The following is a 15786-nucleotide window of genomic DNA, read 5'->3' on the forward strand; positions in this document are numbered from 1 at the left end:
ATTTGATTTGCACTTCAAAGAATATCATAACTGGCATGAAGTGGAGAGAAAAGCCATCCTCGGAATGCCTTCTATACTTAAATAATGTTGGGAAATTGGAGCGATAACGATGGGTTTTGAAAAACATTTAAAGAATATCCCCGTATTTGAAACAGAACGATTAGTGCTGAGAAAATTGACTCTTTCTGACTTAGACGATGTATACGCGTTTTGTTCGAACCCGAAAGTAGCACATCCGATGACATGGGAAGTCAATGATTCAAAAGAAATGACAAATGAATTCCTCCAGTCTGTCATTGCAGGTTATGCCAAAGGAGAGTCTGCAGAATGGGCGATACAGTGGAAAGAAACAGGAAAGGTCATTGGGATTGTATCTTTTCTGGATTGGAGCAATAAACATAAATGTTTGGAAATCGGATATTTTCTTTCTGAGGATTACTGGGGAAGAGGGATAGCTCCAGAAGCATTGAAGAACCTTATTACATACGGGTTTCATGAACTGGATTGTAATAGAATCGAAGGCAGATGTGATACAGATAATATAGGTTCTCAAAAGGTGATGAAAAAATTGGGGATGAGATATGAAGGAACGTTGAGGAAAAATGAATGGATCAAAGGAGAATTCCGAGATACCCAAATGTATTCGATATTAGCCAGTGAGTTTTCCAAGTTATCCTTTGTTTTGTAAGATAGGGCTTTATCAGCTTTCAAGTCCGTTGTAGAGGAGGGGGCCATTATCCAGGCACTCGTTGCTTTTGTATTTCTTTTCCTATTAGTTATAGGGATTTTTTCCGAGAAATTCAAACGATTAGAGAAAAGAATTGATGAGCTAGAAGAAAAATTAAAAGAATCAGAGCAGTTAAAGGAACGATAATCAAGGAATCCTATTAAGAAAAGTCACGGTGTATGTCCCTCATACGTATAGAAATCTATCATTCTGTCTATCCTAGTGATAGAAAGGGTGAAGAGCATGCATTACATGGAAAAGACGAATAAAGTGATGGCAGATTTGGTTTCAGGCAAACGCTCCCACTTCGGTAATTTTTCTTATCATGAATCAGCTTTTACGGATGGGGTCAAAGAAGTGCAGGAATGGGAAGTCAGGCAATTTGTCCTCAATTATTTTATGGCCTTGGAAAATGTGAAAAGCCATGTTTAGCTGTTCGTGAAAAAGGGAGAAAAAACATTTGATTTTCTCCCTTTTTTTGATGGAGTTTCGAATAAACCTATTGGCTTTTTTTGAGTTCATAAATTTTCTCATGAAATCATCGTTTCCGTCTTCTTGCTTATTTTGTGCCTGGCGAAGGTGAGATTACCAATGATAATCCCTCCTAAAATAAGGATGACTCCAAACCATTGGATAATCGTAACACTTTCCTTCAATATCAGAGCGGATAGGATTATAGCAACCGGTAATTCAGAAGCTGCTAGAATCGTTCCATATCCCGTACCCACATGAGGCATTCCGATTGAAAATAACAAAGGTGGTAAAGCTACACCGAACAACCCTAAAAGCAATCCATAAGGAGCGATCCCTGCGAACGCAGGCCCATGGAACAAGAAGACAGGAGGAAACAATAAAAAAGCGATGAACAAACTTCCTATGGAGATGAGCGCACTCTTTAAGATAGGAGGGGTATGCTTTCCGACTGTACCACTGAAAAATAGGAAAGTTGAAAAGGTAAAAGCAGCCAGCATTCCCCAAATGGCCCCCTGCCATGTTATAACCGCCATACCATTGGTTATAGTTCCCACAGCAAGAATAGATCCTACTAATAGAACCGTTATGGAAACGACTTTGTTCCTTGTCGGTTTCTTTTTATATAGCATCCATTCAAACAAGGTACCGATCCAGATGAATTGGAATAGAAAAATAATAGCTAGTGATACATCTAGTGTTTGTAAGGACTTATAATAAAAGATTCCCGTCATCCCCATAGGAATACCGGATAACGAAATCTTCAGAGCTTGAATAGGCTCTGTTTTTTTCTTTTTTGTAAAGAGAACAACCATCCATATAAGGGCTGCACCAAATAAAAACTGACTCCCTGTAACTTCAGCTGCTGAAAAACCTGCCGAGTACCCGAGTTTTACAACAGTAGATAGGACTCCAAGACATCCTCCGCCCAAAAAAACGATCCATGCATATTGCCAAGTCTTCATTCTCATTCTCCTTTCTAAAAACAAAAAGCCACACAATTGTCGAGTGACAATTGTGTGGCGAAAATAGAGTTTCCTCTACAAAAATCCACGTTCCATACAGGAATTTTGTGTTATGTGGCTGTTTATGTACGTTTTTATTTTTACATATAACCATATAGTGTGCAAGAGTGGACATAATCGGTGCCAGATCTTCCGCTCCGTTACCGCTTTAACAGAGTGGGGGTAAGGCACCGATTGGAAAATAATACTTTTAGATCAGTAGGCCAATTAATGTTGCTTTACTATATACTAAATAAGAATATTAGTTGTATCTCTCTGTGATAGAACTTATGCAGGTGCCTGCCCCCTATTTCGTAACCTCTATTGCAGAGGGAGGGGGGCAGGCACCGATTTTGTTGGTTCCCTTTAGAGAAATAGTATAAAATATCAAAAAAATGTCCGTTGCAACGGACATTTATAAGGGAAGCGCTTTCTTAAACCTGAGTTAATATAGAAATAGCAAGGAGGGATGATGTGAGTTCCAAAGATAATCGTGAACAGAAGCTGCTACTGTTTCTTTCAAAAAATCAAGATTATGTTACAGCAGAGGATTTAGCAGAAATACTCCAAACTTCTAAAAAGACAGTATACCGGTTAATAAAGAAAATTAACGATGAGAGTCTAGATGACTCACTGATTGTCTCTGAAAAAGGACGGGGTTACAAACTAGATTACGAAAAATTTATTCACTATCAAAAAAGCAATAAGAAATACAAAGAAGACGATTTTTCTCCTGATGAGAGACGTAAAAGAATCATGGAAGAATTATTGTTATCCTCACCTAAACCTATGAATATCCATTACTTATTCAATGACTATTATGTAGGGGAGTCCGTTATTTTTAAGGACGAGCAGCTCATGAGCGAAGAGCTTAAAAAGCATAATTTAATTCTGGAGAGAAAAAAGCGAACACTGGCTATATTGGGTGAAGAGGTTAATATCAGGAAGGCAATCAAAGAAATAATAGAAATATTTAACATCATCGATATTGACGATTTGAAATCGAATCAAGAGCTTAATTTCAATAAGTATGATGTTTTGGTTATATTGGATCAATTAAGAAACATTGAAAAAGATTTAAATATAACGATTCCTTATCCGTATAACGTAAACATCTTTTCCCACTTGTATATATTGTTAAGTCGTTCGAGGAAAAATCCAGCTTTTATATTTACAGATAAAGTGTCTAATGAAAAAACGGAGAATATGAAAAAAGACTTTGATTTCTATCAGGTTGCTAAATCTACCATCCATAATATAGAGAAATATTTAAATAATGCATTACCAGAAATTGAGATTTATTTTCTTTATCAATACTTAGTGTCCTCAAGGATGCAAGGAACTCTTGATACAACTTCGACCTTATCTTCAAGAGTGATCCAGGTGACTAAAGCTTACATTAATGGGATGAGCACAAGAATAGGAATAAATATAGACAATCAATCTATTTTTGTCGATTTGGCCAACCACATTAAACCGATGCTCAATAGATTAGAACATAGCATTCGAGTTAAAAACAGTTTGTTAAGCCAAATCAAGGTGACTTATGAAGAGATATTTTCCAGCGTGAAAAACGTATCTGAGTTTATTAGTGAAGAATTTAATCTACCAGCAATCAATGATGATGAGAATGGCTTCATTACACTCTACTTCGCAAAAATGATTGAAACGAGCCAGCATCAGCACCCTATCAAAACACTTATCATGTGTACGACAGGGATTGGAACATCAGAACTTTTGAAAGCAAAGGCATCAAAAAAGTTCCCTGAGTTAGAAATTGTGGACGTAGTAGCATCACGGAATATGCAGGCATATAAAGAAAAATACTCAAATATTGAATTAATCCTGAGCACTGTTCACATCGAAGACAATATATCGATCCCATATTTATTAGTGAGCGCCATGTTCACCATTGATGATCAGAAGAGACTTCAGAGAAAGATAGAGGAGATTTATCATGAACGATAATTCTTTATTTCAAATTTATTTTGACAGCGATTTAGAAACAAAAGAGCAAGTATATGACTTTATCTCAGAAATCGCTTGTGCCCATGCTTCTTTTCAACAAAAACAGGATATTATCCATCAACTTAACGAACGGGAAAAAGCTGGAAGTCCCTTAATAGCGGAACATGTTTTGCTGCCACATATCGAAAGTGAGCATGTAATAGAAAGCCAAATAATTTTGTTCCGGTTAGCAAAGCCCATGCATTGGGATGAGACTATAGAAGACATTCGAATGATTATTGCTATTTTACTTAAGAAGGGTGAAGAAGAAGCAATAAAGAAAAAAATGGCTGGATTTACAAGGTCTTTAGCAGATGAAGATTATGTGGAGCGATTATTAAATGTAGAAGAAATAGAATTTCACAAGGAAATAATCAAAATTCGGGAGGAATCATAATGAAAATAGTTGGAGTTGCAGCATGCACGGTAGGAATAGCACATACGTACATTGCCCAGGAAAAAATGGAAAATGCAGGGAAAAAAGCAGGTCACGAGATTGCCATAGAAACACAAGGGACGATCGGGACAGAGAATGAACTTTCTTCTCAGCAAATCCAGGAAGCCGACATTGTTATCCTGGCAGCGGATGTGAAAATAGCAGGGCGTGAACGGTTTGAAGGAAAGCGTATCATCCAAGTGCCAACAGATGTTGCGGTGAAGTCACCTAATAAGCTGATCAAAAAAGCAGAAGAAGTACTGAAACAGAAACAGGCACAATAAAAATCTAGCCATGTCGAGGTGCAAACAATGGAGATAAGTGAGATTTTGAATGATCATACAATCAAAACAAATATGGATGCCCAAAGTAAAGATGAAGCTTTAAATGAGCTGGCGAATTTACTTCTGGAAAATGAGTATATCACCGATGTTAAAAGTTTTATGAAGGATATTTATGCAAGGGAAGAGGAGGGACAAACAGGCATAGGAAATTACATTGCTATCCCTCATGGTAAAAGTAATTTCGTGAAAGAAATAGGAGTTGCAATTGGGATAAATAAGAGCGAAATCCCATGGGAATCCCTGGATGGCAATGGAGTCAAAGGTATTATTCTTTTTGCTGTCGGTAATGACAATGAAGGGGCGCAAAACCATCTGAAATTATTATCCTTATTTGCAAGAAAGTTAGGCAATGATGAAGTGATAGAGAAATTGTTACAGTCAGAAAAAACGGAAGACGTAAAAAAAGCTTTTTGTAATTAGCAGGATTGCAAAAAACACTGAAAAATATAGCGTTATGCGCAGTATAGACTATTGAGGGCTCACAGCCATATATTTTTAAATGATTGAAAATTTATATAATTCAAACGGGATTGCCTAGCACCACAAGGAACAATGAATGAATGAACAGCTGGATCAATGGCTGTTCATTCAACAAATAAGAACTGGGTAGGGGGATGAAAAATGAATAAACTTAAGGAATTAAACCTTAAAGGTCATTTATTGACAGCGATTTCCTATTTAATTCCAATTGTTTGCGGAGCCGGTTTTTTAATTGCAATTGGTATGGGCTTCGGCGGTACTAGTACGGATCAATTAGTGCCAGGTGAATTTTCTATCTGGGATGTTTTAGCGACAATGGGAGGCGCTGGACTCGGTTTACTGCCTGTCGTTATAGCTACAGGGATATCTTACTCCATTGCAGGAAAACCAGGGATAGCTCCAGGTTTTATTATCGGTTTAACTGCTAACGCAATCGGTGCCGGTTTCATTGGGGGAATTTTAGGAGGTTTCTTATCCGGTTATCTTGCTATATCTCTTATTAAATACTTCAAAGTCCCTAAATGGGCTAAAGGACTCATGCCGACTTTAGTTATTCCATTTTTTACTTCCTTAATTGGCGGTTTAATCATGGTCTACATCATTGGTGCTCCAATTGCTGCTTTTACTTCATTATTAACGAATGCATTAGAGAGTTTAGGATCTTCTTCCTTGTTAATGTTCGGTGGAGTTGTCGGTCTATTAAGTGGAATCGACTATGGCGGCCCCATTAACAAAACGGTGTTTGCCTTTGTGTTGACATTACAGGCAGAAGGTATCAATGGACCAATCACAGCTTTACAGTTAGTAAATACAGCGACACCGATCGGTTTTGGTTTAGCCTTCTTTATAGCAAAGCTGTTCAGAAAGAATATCTATACACCGGTAGAAACGGAAGCATTGAAATCAGCTGTACCGATGGGCTTCATTAACATTGTAGAAGGTGTAATTCCAATCGTAATGAATGATATCGTCCGTTGTTTGATTGCAACAGCTGTTGGTGGAGCTGCCGGTGGAGCGGTATCGATGGTGCTTGGAGCGGATGCAACTGTACCGTTTGGTGGCGTATTAATGTTACCGACGATGACCAATCCATGGACAGGTGTGGCAGCACTAGTAGTGAACATTCTTGTAACAGGATTTACATTAGCTTTAATTAAGAAACATAAGTCTGAAGAGGAACTCAGCTTGGTTACAGAAGATGATGAAGATGATGAAGAAGATATTGATTTAGATGATATTAAAGTGATGTAGGTTCAATGGCGAGTTCAATGAAATGAAAACCTGCTGAGGTACAGCAGCAAATGGAGGAGTGGAGAGCTCATTAATCTCATGAACGATTTAGAGCTGATAGATGTGATGTCGACTTACAATCAGAAAGACAGAAATAAACAGAAGGAGAATAAACAATTATGAGAAAAGTAGAATTTTCCCCATCATTGATGACAATGGACTTAGATAAATTCAAAGAGCAGATTACTTTTTTAAATAATCATGTAGATTCTTATCATATAGATATTATGGATGGGCATTATGTTCCCAATATTACTTTATCTCCGTGGTTTATCGAAGAAGTCAGAAAAATAAGTGACTTACCTATTTCTGCTCATCTTATGGTGACGGATCCAAGTTTATGGGTCCAGAAACTAATTGATATAAAATGCGAATGGATTTGCATGCATGCAGAGGTACTTGATGGCCTCGCTTTTCGGTTGATCGATCAAATACATGACGCCGGGTTAAAAGCAGGAGTTGTTTTAAATCCGGAAACTCCTATTGAGACGATTTTCCCTTATATTGATTTAGTTGATAAAATTACAATAATGACAATTGATCCAGGGTTCGCCGGGCAACGTTTTATCGAGAGTACATTGGATAAAATTGTAGACCTAAGAAATTTACGAGAAGAAAAGGGGTATCCATACGTCATTGAAATGGACGGATCCTCCAATCGCAAATCATTTAAAAGGATTGATGCAGCAGGTCCCGATATTTATATCGTAGGTCGCAGCGGTTTGTTCGGTCTAGAGGAAGATATTGAAAAGTCGTGGGAGATCATGAATAAAGATTACGAGGAAATGACCGGGAAAGTAATTTCATACTCTTAATGTACTTCTGAGTGACTAAAGCCATGAGACAATGTCTCATGGCTTTGGTTTGGTAATAATAAGAAATAAGTGCCTGACCCCTGCTCCGTTACCGCTTTAACAGGGCAGGGACGATTTGAGTGGGGGACTGATTTTAACTCCCTGTATGCTGCTTTTCTTTTTCCTCCGCTTTCAGATTTTGGTCTTGCTCAGCAGGCTGGCTCTTTTCCTGGTCGTTGCTATGCATCAAATCACTAGTGGCATTCTTGAATTCTTTTAATGTGCTTCCAAAAGCGCGGCCGATTTCCGGTAGTTTGGATGGTCCGAAAATGATCAACGCGATCACCAGTACAAGTATCAAACCTGGAATTCCTATATTCGATAACATATCTTCACCTCTTCTTTCCTCTTTTTTATAAGATTGGCATGCCGTGACGTGCGAACGCAGCTGCTTCTAAATCAGACATCCCTTGAACCTCCGCAAAGGCCGATAGCTTGTCGGACACTTTCGGTGCATAAGGGGCAGGGGGAGCGGCATGTCCCATCAGTCTCTTGCGCCTCGCATTCTTTCTTGCAAATGGTCCCCAGATCGCAAATGTCATACCGGGAGACTGGATGTTGATGAAAAAGGTTTTTCCATCGGTAGAAAACGTAGGCCCTGCAAGTTCTGAGCTGTTCACTTTGTTTTCAGCAAACACATATGTTTCTCCTTCAGGGGTCATGCCGATCACCCGGTCGACACCACCACCATCTTCCGCAATCCATAAGTCTCCCCATGGAGTAATGCAAATGTTATCCGGCATTTCCAAATCGTTTTGAGAGGTAGATTCATAGAATAATTCAAGAGTATTGGACGCCGGGATATAACGGTAGACTCGGCCGAGGTTTTTATCTCCGGCAGATGTATCATCAAACCAGAAAACGCCGCCTTCAAAATAAGCTCCCTCCAAACGGCTGAAGGCGATACATCCTTTGTTACCAGCATCCAATGTGGGCTTTTCAGGATCGACATTTTTCCAAACGATGCCGAACTTTTGTCCGGTATAAAATTCACTCCTTTCGTCTGTACTCAATTCTTCGATGGCAGCACCTTGCAGTGTACCTCCTTTTTGCAAGGCACCGATTCTTTGACTGCGGTCGTTCGGTAGGAAACGGTACAGGTAGCTCGGACCAGCGTCTTCTGTCAGGTAAACGATGCCAGTCGCGGGATCGATCGCTGTCGCCTCATGGGAAAAAGCGCCCATATCCCGGATTGGAGTTTTGGAAATTTTGTTTTCAGGATCTTTCGGATCGACTTCAAACACGTAGCCATGCCCTTCTTCGAGTGTTTCTTCACAAGTAAGCCATGTACCCCAAGGTGTTGAGCCACCTGCGCAGTTTCGGATGGTGCCGGATGAAGAGACATATTCCTTGGTAACTTTACGATCAGGACCGACCACCAAGGATGTCGTACCACCCGTCTCTTCCTTCCGATATGGGTTTTTGCCGATGACGGGGTATTTGGTGTTCCCGCTCAATTCGTGGTTTCTTACTAGGACTGTAGAATTGCCGGGCCCTGAAAAGGCAGCCATCCCATCGAACTTCTCAGGGATCGGGCGGCCATCAGAAAGTTTCCCGCCTTCTTCTGAAATGATGCGGTACTGAAAGCCGCGGGGGAGGTCCATCACGCCGCCTGGATCTTTGACAAGGGGACCATAACCTCCTGTTGTATGATTGTTTTCTGCTGTGCCGGCAAAGGCTTTGCTTTCGCTAAATGACATTAATCCAGTAGTGCTAAGGGCAAGAGCTGCAGTGCTGATTCCGCTTGCTTTAAGGAAATCTCTTCGGTTCATAGGATTTTTATTCATTCTTACAACCTCCTCCAGGTGTTCGGAAAAATGATGGTTACGCAACACTTGAATCAGTGTCCTGTAATGTCTGACGCTTTTTATACGCTATTACGGAACAGGTGACACTGATTTCATATAAAACGAGTAAGGGAACAATGACGAGTACATCGGAAAGGAAATCTGGTGGTGTAATCAATACGGAAATCACGATCAAAAGAAAATAAGAGATCTTCCTTGATTTTTTTAGATTGGTTGGATTCAATATTCCGAGTACAGTCAAGAATACAAGAACTAAAGGCATCTCAAACAATAGACCGAAAGGGACGGTCATATTCAATAGGAAGCGGAAGTATTTTTCCGCTGTGAACATCATTTGGAATTGACCTTCAGACAGGGCAGTCAAAAAGTTAAGGACAATCGGAAACAGTAAGAAATACCCGAATGCAATTCCGAAAAGGAACAAAAAGAATAAAGCCGGGATGAACCGCATTGTTATCGTTCTTTCTTTTTGACTCAAGCCTGGTGACACGAAGCGCCAGATTTGATAGGCGGCGACGGGGATGGTTGCTGCTAAGGAAAATACTGCAGCAATCATCAAATAGACCCATAGAATGTCACTTGGCCCAAGAATTGCAAGCTTCATCTCTAAATCTCTGATCAGCCACTCGTAAATAGGTTTGACGAATGCGAGCCCCGCGATTAGAAAGCTGATAAAGGCGAGGGCCGTTTTGATGGCACGTCCCCGCAGTTCATCCAAATGACCGATGATCTCCACATGGCGATCTTCCATTTCATCAGCCTCCTTTGACGGCGAACCATGCTAGTGGAGTTGTTTCTTTTTCCCTTTTTGGGCTTGTTTCTCATGGGCTCGGGAGTGAGCTTTATGACGGTCTTCTTCCACCTCGGAAGATTTTTGTCTCCCTTGGGGGATAACGGTTGCCGCTACTTCTTTCAATCCTTCTGCATCTTTTTCATAGACAAGAGAGGCTCGTGTGGAAATATCAGCTCCCGGTTGGGTTACATAAGGAACCACTCGATAATCAGTCTTCCACTGGGTGGGAGTGACATGACACCGGACATATCCTCTGTAATCATTGAAAAATTTAATATGATTATTCATGGCAAGGATGCGATCAGTGTCGGCGCGTTTATCCGATCCGTTTCCACCTGAAGTGATCGACGTTCCAACAAACTCAGCTCCCAGTACCTGAGAAGTCAGTTCATCAAAATCTGCAAGGAGATTGGATCCCCAGTTGGCATGTACATCCCCTGTCAATACGATTAAGTTATTTTGGTTTTTATTACGGATAAAATCAATGACCCGTTCTCTTGCAGGTGTGTATCCATCCCAACTGTCCATGCTGTACAATGGCTGGTCCGGACTAGGTCCATAATTTCTTTTGGCGAAGAAAATTTGCTGGGCGAGTACATTCCAGGATGAGTTCGAACGTTCAAGGTGGTCGTACAGCCATTTTTCCTGTTCCTCCCCCAATAGAGTGCGCTCTGGGGATAGAGATTCTTCCGTTTGTGGCGAGCTCTTATCTCCATTCGCCTGGTCCGAACGATATTGGCGTGTGTCCAAAACTAAGAAATTAGCTAAATTTCCATAGGAAAACTGACGATACAACTGCATGTCTGCTCCATGAGGCATGGAGGATTGCCTTAAAGGCATGTGTTCATAATAGGCTTGATAAGCGGCCACCCGGCGTTTGACAAACTCCTCAACGGATTGTCCTTTTTCAGGGATTCGGTCTGCATAGTTGTTCTCTACTTCGTGGTCATCCCATGTAACAACCCAGGGAAATGCCGCATGGGCCGATTGCAAATCCTGATCCGTGCGGTATTGGGCATGTCGGTTACGATAGTCTTCCAGAGTTTGGATTTCTGGTCCCTTGTGCGTCCGTACGTTACCTGTACTCGCTACGTACTCATCGGGGCCGTATTCATAAATGTAATCCCCTAGATGAAAAACAAGATCAAGATCTTCATTGGCCATGTGTTTATAAGCAGTATAGTAGCCATGCTCATACTGCTGGCAGGAAGCAAAAGCAAAAGCTAAACTTGAAACTTCCGCATCCGGATGAGGGAGCGTTTTCGTTTTCCCGATCGGGCTGAAATCTTTTCCGACTTTGAAGCGGTAGTAATACTCTGTATTGGCTTCAAGATTCCAAACTTCTGCATGAACCGAATGGGCGAGGGACGGGCTTGCCTTTTCCGTCCCGCGCTGGACGATGTGGCGGAAGTGTTGATCTTTGGCTATTTCCCATTTAACAGCGATCTTCCGGTCCGCCATGCCACCGCCATTCAGTGGGTCAGTCGCCAGACGCGTCCAAAGCACTACGCTGTCTGAAAGCGGGTCTCCAGAAGCGACCCCGAGGGAAAACGGATAGTTGTGGAATTCGACTTCATCCGCATGAACAGCCAGTCCGTCCATCGATTGAGTGATGGCCAAGCCTAAAGAAAGGCCGGCGATTTTACCTGCACCTTGAAGAAACCCTCTCCGGTCGACACCTTTATGTAAGGTTTCTTCATCGAGTTTCTGAATCCAATCTTGCAATGCTTTTTCTTTTGTCATGGAAGGATGCTCCTTTCTGGATCTTTATCAAATGAAACATCCCTCATTATAGAGAGACTCTTTTAATTTATTGTAAATAGATGTAAATCGGAGAATAGAAGATAGGGGTGGAAATGACTAGGAAAAAAGAATGTTTATTGGCTTAACAGTAAAAAAATAGGACATATTATTGCGGATTCCACCATTTTTCAGCAGTCGGTGAGACTCATTTTTTTTAACATTTGGAAAATGAAAACTTCATAAATAAATATTGGATTATAACTTAATTTCGGTGTCTGACCCCGATTCCTATAAAAGGTGATAGGAAACAGGTGAAAGTAGATGGATGCAAAGTAGCTGGGAGAAGGTTTTCTTTTTTCTATAAAAAAGAGGCACGGTATTGGTTAAAGTTCCTATCCTTTATTTCTTCTGGTGTTCATTACTTTACTGTTTACGTTTATGCCACTAGGTAAGGGGAAATGGTTAACAGAATAGAATGATAAGGAGGAAAAAGAGATGAAGGTAATGAATAATGTCCGGTTATACAAACCATTTAGCGAGCATGACGATGGGCTTTATCATGCTGTCATAGAAAATGGCAGGTTCAAAGAAATTAAGAAAGGTCTCTATGATGAAACTAATCACACGGAAGTAATTAACGGAGAAGGTAATACACTGGCTCCTTCATTTAATGACTCCCATCTTCATTTACTTAGGTTTGGGTTGATGGATAAGGAATTGGATTTTAGAGAAGTTACGTCCTGGGAAGAAATGAAAAAGCTGGTCAAGGAGAAATACAATCATGAAAAAATGGAGGAGAATGAATGGATAGTTGGAAGAGGATTAGATGATTCCCAGCTGGAAGATTTGGACCACATGCTGGATGCGAGAGATTTAGAAGAGCTGGATTATCAAAATCCGGTGTTCTTCCTCCATGAAGATGGTCACGAGTGTATCGTGAATGAGGAAGCAATGAAAATCATTGAAGAGAAAGATGATTTAAGTGGATTTCCTTCTGAGTTCATCGAAACAGATGAAGAAGGGAATTGGACGGGAAGGTTTAAGGATACGGTTGTACATTTCATTAAATTCCACTTCAGGCAAAAATCAAAGGTCGAAGTGAAAGAAGCGGTTGAAGATGGGGTGCAGGATTTACTGAAACATGGGATCACTTCCGTTCACACCGACGATTTAAACTATGTGGGTTCATATCAGACTTTATGGAATGCCTATACAGAACTCGAGAAAGAGGGAAAACTGCCGATAGATGTCCACCTTCATCATTATATTTTCAGCATAGAAGATGTGAAAAATTTTATTGAGGAATCAAATATGCGAACCGGAGATGGAACACATCGGGTGAAAGTGGGAGCGATTAAGATATTTCTTGATGGGACCCAGCGTCTCCATACAAGTGCGTTAAGGAAACCATATACAGATGCTCCTGAAAAGTATGGCGTCCTAAATTATTCTCAAAGTGAATTGAACGATATTTTACAGTTGGCAGATGAAAATGATCTTCAGGTAACGATGCATGCAATAGGGGATGGGGCAGTAGAAGCAGCCCTTCATGCTATTGAACAGGTGGGCGAGACACATATGCGTCACCGAATCATCCATGCACAGGTTCTTGGTCCGGATCTACTCGAAAGGATGGCGGAAATTAAGCCATATTTAGAGATACAACCGGGCTTTATGATGAGTGAATATAAAGAAACAGCGAAATGGGTGGGAGAAGATCGGGTGAATTATTGCAATATTTGGAACACGGTCAATCAAAAAGAGATTCCATATACGTGCAGTTCCGATTGTCCAATTGGTCCGTTGTCTCCAATGGTTGAAATGTTTGCTGCAGTAAATCGAACAGACAAGGAAGGCAACCCATCTGGGGGATGGATGCCAGAAGAAAAAGTCAGTATCGACACCATTTATAACGCTTATACTGTAATCCCAGCACAACTGGAATTCCGAGAAGAAGTGAAAGGGAAAGTACAGGAAGGGTTCTTAGCGGACTTTATTTTGCTTTCCAATCATCCTAAAGAGATAAATGCTTTTGATATTAAGGATTTAGAAGTGGTGGAAACATGGAGCCAGGGAGAAAAGGTGTATGCAAAGGAGCAAAAAGGAACCAGATAGAGAATTACAGAAAATAAAAATAATAATCTTTTTGGGAGCTTGGCATTGGGAACCGTAGGAAAAGCCATGTAAATACCTTCTGTCTTAGAGTCGCTTCCTATTCCATCTTCCTTTTAATTAGAATAATTTTAATCCCTAACTTTAATTTGCCTAAGTATCATAGTTACCTGATTTAATTTAAGGAATGCGCAATAGGGAGGAATGTAATAATGGGAGCAATAACACAAGAAATAAAAAAATATTACAGCATGTCCAAAAGAGAAAGATGGATTTATAAGTTTTCAAACCTTTGGATGACGCCCCTTATTTATTCAATATTGGCTTTCACCCTATTTCTTTGCACGTCATGGGCAGATCTTTGGATGGATTTCGGCTCTGTGGTTCCTTCATTTTTGGACCCAAGTTACGATTTAACCCGCAATATCTTAGCTACATTGACGGCAGGGCTTCTTTCCCTGACTTCTTTCACTTTTTACGGGGTGTTGACTGCCCTTACTACCTTTTCCGGTCAGTTTTCCCCTCGTATATTGAAGAACTTTATGATTACCAGGAAGACACAGCACACCTTAGGAATTTTTATTGGAAGTTTCTTATTTGTACTACTGAGCTTACTATTTCTCAATAAAGAAGCAAGTTACTTCTTTATCCCTACTTCTGCAACTTTTCTAGCTGTGACTTCACTCGGAGCTTTTGTGGTCTTCATCAACCATATAATCACATGGTTACAAATAACAAACATGACATTAGATATGAAAACAGAATCGATCAATATTATGGATGATTCTTTGATTAAAGAATTGAATCCTTACCGCGTCGAAAACGAAAGTGCAGTGAAAGAGGATCTTCCAGAATCTGAAGGTTACCAGGTGAGAATACAAAGTTCCGGATATTTGCAAAAGGTTAATTTTATTGGTCTTCTTGAGGAAGCACAAAAGGACGGCATAGTCTTAAGGTTAGAATACAAAGTGGGGAATTTCGTTTATTATTCAACCCCATTATTCACCTACTGGAAGAACAACTCATCAAGTGGAAATGTGGATATCGAAAAATACAAGAGTATGTTTCACTTTGGAAAAGGGCAAACAGAAATTCAGGATATCGAATTCAGTCTGAATAAATTTGTGGAAATTGCCATACGAGCTTTAGGTAACCATGATCCTAAAACAGCGTCTGGTACAATCTACCAACTTGGAGACTTGTTGATAAATATATCACAGAATTCGCACTTTACTCCCTACTTGGCAGATAAACAGAATAATTTGAGAGTTATATTAAAGAGTTTAAAGTTCGAGGATTATTTGTATGTCAGCTTTGCTTCTATCCGACATTATTCGAGGAAGAATATTGTGATAACTATGGATATATTGAATGTTCTCCATGCGATTGCACAAGGTGTGTGTGAAAGAGATTATGATCCTGTTTGGGAGTTTGTTGTTTATACGGTAAAAGGTTTTGAACAGGAGTATTTGCATGATTTGGATCGTAAACAGTTTTATCATATCTTATGGGAAATTGCTTCTATCACGGATAATAAAGCAGGTTACTATAATTTAGTTGAAAAAACGTTATCCCAGATTTCTGATAAAGATGAATTAGAAGAGGCGAAAACAGTAGCTTATCCGAAAGGTGAGACAAAGTAAACAGTTCCACTCTCTGGATCTTTCTGTTGAAGTGGGACTAATGCTGTCTCTTTTTTATAGTAAGATCTATATCT

15 protein-coding genes are annotated in these 15786 nt (G+C 40.1%); 10 read left to right on the forward strand and 5 right to left on the reverse strand.

Going from position 1 to position 15786, the window contains the following annotated elements; genetic code table 11:
* The first annotated feature begins 109 nt into the window (after positions 1 to 109).
* Together BMZ58_RS16880 and BMZ58_RS16885 are read left to right on the forward strand one after the other, a co-directional pair.
* A complete protein-coding gene (locus BMZ58_RS16880) occupies positions 110 to 688 on the forward strand; it encodes a GNAT family N-acetyltransferase (RefSeq protein WP_075037737.1) in 579 nt (192 codons plus the stop codon).
* A 291-nt stretch (positions 689 to 979) separates the two neighbouring features.
* Positions 980 to 1159, forward strand: coding sequence for a hypothetical protein (locus tag BMZ58_RS16885; RefSeq protein ID WP_208601434.1), 180 nt, complete (start codon positions 980 to 982; stop codon positions 1157 to 1159).
* A 98-nt stretch (positions 1160 to 1257) separates the two neighbouring features.
* Here the strand turns inward: BMZ58_RS16885 and BMZ58_RS16890 are convergent, their stop codons facing one another.
* Entirely contained in the window at positions 1258 to 2163 is a 906-nt protein-coding gene (locus tag BMZ58_RS16890) for an EamA family transporter (RefSeq protein WP_075037739.1), read from the reverse strand.
* Between the two features lie 513 nt (positions 2164 to 2676).
* Between BMZ58_RS16890 and BMZ58_RS16895 the strand changes: the two genes are divergently transcribed.
* From BMZ58_RS16895 to alsE, 6 genes are all read left to right on the forward strand, one after another.
* Positions 2677 to 4170, forward strand: coding sequence for a BglG family transcription antiterminator (locus BMZ58_RS16895; protein ID WP_075037740.1), 1494 nt, complete (start codon positions 2677 to 2679; stop codon positions 4168 to 4170).
* Complete coding sequence (locus BMZ58_RS16900; RefSeq protein WP_075037741.1) at positions 4160 to 4606, forward strand: PTS sugar transporter subunit IIA; 447 nt, start codon at positions 4160 to 4162, stop codon at positions 4604 to 4606. The genes BMZ58_RS16895 and BMZ58_RS16900 overlap by 11 nt, the downstream gene beginning before the upstream one ends.
* Positions 4606 to 4929: a PTS fructose transporter subunit IIB gene (locus BMZ58_RS16905; protein ID WP_075037742.1), complete on the forward strand. Its 324-nt coding sequence runs from the start codon at positions 4606 to 4608 to the stop codon at positions 4927 to 4929. The genes BMZ58_RS16900 and BMZ58_RS16905 overlap by 1 nt, the downstream gene beginning before the upstream one ends.
* A gap of 27 nt (positions 4930 to 4956) precedes the next feature.
* A complete protein-coding gene (locus BMZ58_RS16910) occupies positions 4957 to 5409 on the forward strand; it encodes a fructose PTS transporter subunit IIA (protein WP_075037743.1) in 453 nt (150 codons plus the stop codon).
* Positions 5410 to 5610: 201 nt separating this feature from the next.
* On the forward strand, positions 5611 to 6720 hold the full coding sequence (locus BMZ58_RS16915; protein ID WP_075037744.1) for a PTS fructose transporter subunit IIC: 1110 nt from the start codon (positions 5611 to 5613) through the stop codon (positions 6718 to 6720).
* A 158-nt stretch (positions 6721 to 6878) separates the two neighbouring features.
* Complete coding sequence (alsE, locus tag BMZ58_RS16920) at positions 6879 to 7574, forward strand: D-allulose 6-phosphate 3-epimerase (protein WP_075037745.1); 696 nt, start codon at positions 6879 to 6881, stop codon at positions 7572 to 7574.
* A 133-nt stretch (positions 7575 to 7707) separates the two neighbouring features.
* Here alsE and BMZ58_RS16925 read toward each other — a convergent pair whose 3' ends face one another.
* From BMZ58_RS16925 to BMZ58_RS16940, 4 genes are read right to left on the reverse strand one after another with little or no spacing between them, the layout of a single operon-like run.
* A complete protein-coding gene (locus tag BMZ58_RS16925; RefSeq protein ID WP_075037746.1) occupies positions 7708 to 7941 on the reverse strand; it encodes a twin-arginine translocase TatA/TatE family subunit in 234 nt (77 codons plus the stop codon).
* 25 nt (positions 7942 to 7966) lie between these two features.
* Positions 7967 to 9400 carry an alkaline phosphatase PhoX gene (locus BMZ58_RS16930; RefSeq protein ID WP_075037747.1) on the reverse strand — a complete coding sequence of 478 codons (1434 nt, stop codon included), beginning with the start codon at positions 9398 to 9400 and terminating at the stop codon, positions 7967 to 7969.
* Positions 9401 to 9437: 37 nt separating this feature from the next.
* Positions 9438 to 10172 (reverse strand): twin-arginine translocase subunit TatC, encoded by a 735-nt coding sequence (gene tatC / locus BMZ58_RS16935; protein ID WP_075037748.1) that lies wholly within the window; start codon positions 10170 to 10172, stop codon positions 9438 to 9440.
* A gap of 30 nt (positions 10173 to 10202) precedes the next feature.
* Positions 10203 to 11957: an alkaline phosphatase D family protein gene (locus BMZ58_RS16940; protein ID WP_075037749.1), complete on the reverse strand. Its 1755-nt coding sequence runs from the start codon at positions 11955 to 11957 to the stop codon at positions 10203 to 10205.
* A 495-nt stretch (positions 11958 to 12452) separates the two neighbouring features.
* On the opposite strand from BMZ58_RS16940, the gene BMZ58_RS16945 reads away from it, so the two are divergent.
* Positions 12453 to 14072 (forward strand): amidohydrolase, encoded by a 1620-nt coding sequence (locus BMZ58_RS16945; RefSeq protein WP_075037750.1) that lies wholly within the window; start codon positions 12453 to 12455, stop codon positions 14070 to 14072.
* Positions 14073 to 14281: 209 nt separating this feature from the next.
* Positions 14282 to 15712 carry a DUF2254 domain-containing protein gene (locus BMZ58_RS16950; RefSeq protein ID WP_075037751.1) on the forward strand — a complete coding sequence of 477 codons (1431 nt, stop codon included), beginning with the start codon at positions 14282 to 14284 and terminating at the stop codon, positions 15710 to 15712.
* The last annotated feature ends 74 nt before the right edge of the window (positions 15713 to 15786 follow it).

This window comes from Halobacillus dabanensis (genome assembly GCF_900114165.1).
GTDB classification, from domain to species: domain Bacteria; phylum Bacillota; class Bacilli; order Bacillales; family Halobacillaceae; genus Halobacillus; species Halobacillus dabanensis.

Bases quoted from the DNA above. Each gene is read 5' to 3' on its own strand.
- BMZ58_RS16880 (WP_075037737.1), top strand. From the start codon at position 110: ATGGGTTTTGAAAAACATTTAAAGAATATCCCCGTATTTGAAACAGAA.
- BMZ58_RS16945 (WP_075037750.1), top strand. From the start codon at position 12,453: ATGAAGGTAATGAATAATGTCCGGTTATACAAACCATTTAGCGAGCAT.
- BMZ58_RS16950 (WP_075037751.1), top strand. From the start codon at position 14,282: ATGGGAGCAATAACACAAGAAATAAAAAAATATTACAGCATGTCCAAA.
- alsE (WP_075037745.1), top strand. From the start codon at position 6,879: ATGAGAAAAGTAGAATTTTCCCCATCATTGATGACAATGGACTTAGAT.
- BMZ58_RS16890 (WP_075037739.1), bottom strand. From the start codon at position 2,163: ATGAAGACTTGGCAATATGCATGGATCGTTTTTTTGGGCGGAGGATGT.
- BMZ58_RS16940 (WP_075037749.1), bottom strand. From the start codon at position 11,957: ATGACAAAAGAAAAAGCATTGCAAGATTGGATTCAGAAACTCGATGAA.
- BMZ58_RS16930 (WP_075037747.1), bottom strand. From the start codon at position 9,400: ATGAATAAAAATCCTATGAACCGAAGAGATTTCCTTAAAGCAAGCGGA.
- BMZ58_RS16900 (WP_075037741.1), top strand. From the start codon at position 4,160: ATGAACGATAATTCTTTATTTCAAATTTATTTTGACAGCGATTTAGAA.
- BMZ58_RS16910 (WP_075037743.1), top strand. From the start codon at position 4,957: ATGGAGATAAGTGAGATTTTGAATGATCATACAATCAAAACAAATATG.
- BMZ58_RS16885 (WP_208601434.1), top strand. From the start codon at position 980: ATGGAAAAGACGAATAAAGTGATGGCAGATTTGGTTTCAGGCAAACGC.
- BMZ58_RS16925 (WP_075037746.1), bottom strand. From the start codon at position 7,941: ATGTTATCGAATATAGGAATTCCAGGTTTGATACTTGTACTGGTGATC.
- BMZ58_RS16915 (WP_075037744.1), top strand. From the start codon at position 5,611: ATGAATAAACTTAAGGAATTAAACCTTAAAGGTCATTTATTGACAGCG.
- BMZ58_RS16905 (WP_075037742.1), top strand. From the start codon at position 4,606: ATGAAAATAGTTGGAGTTGCAGCATGCACGGTAGGAATAGCACATACG.
- tatC (WP_075037748.1), bottom strand. From the start codon at position 10,172: ATGGAAGATCGCCATGTGGAGATCATCGGTCATTTGGATGAACTGCGG.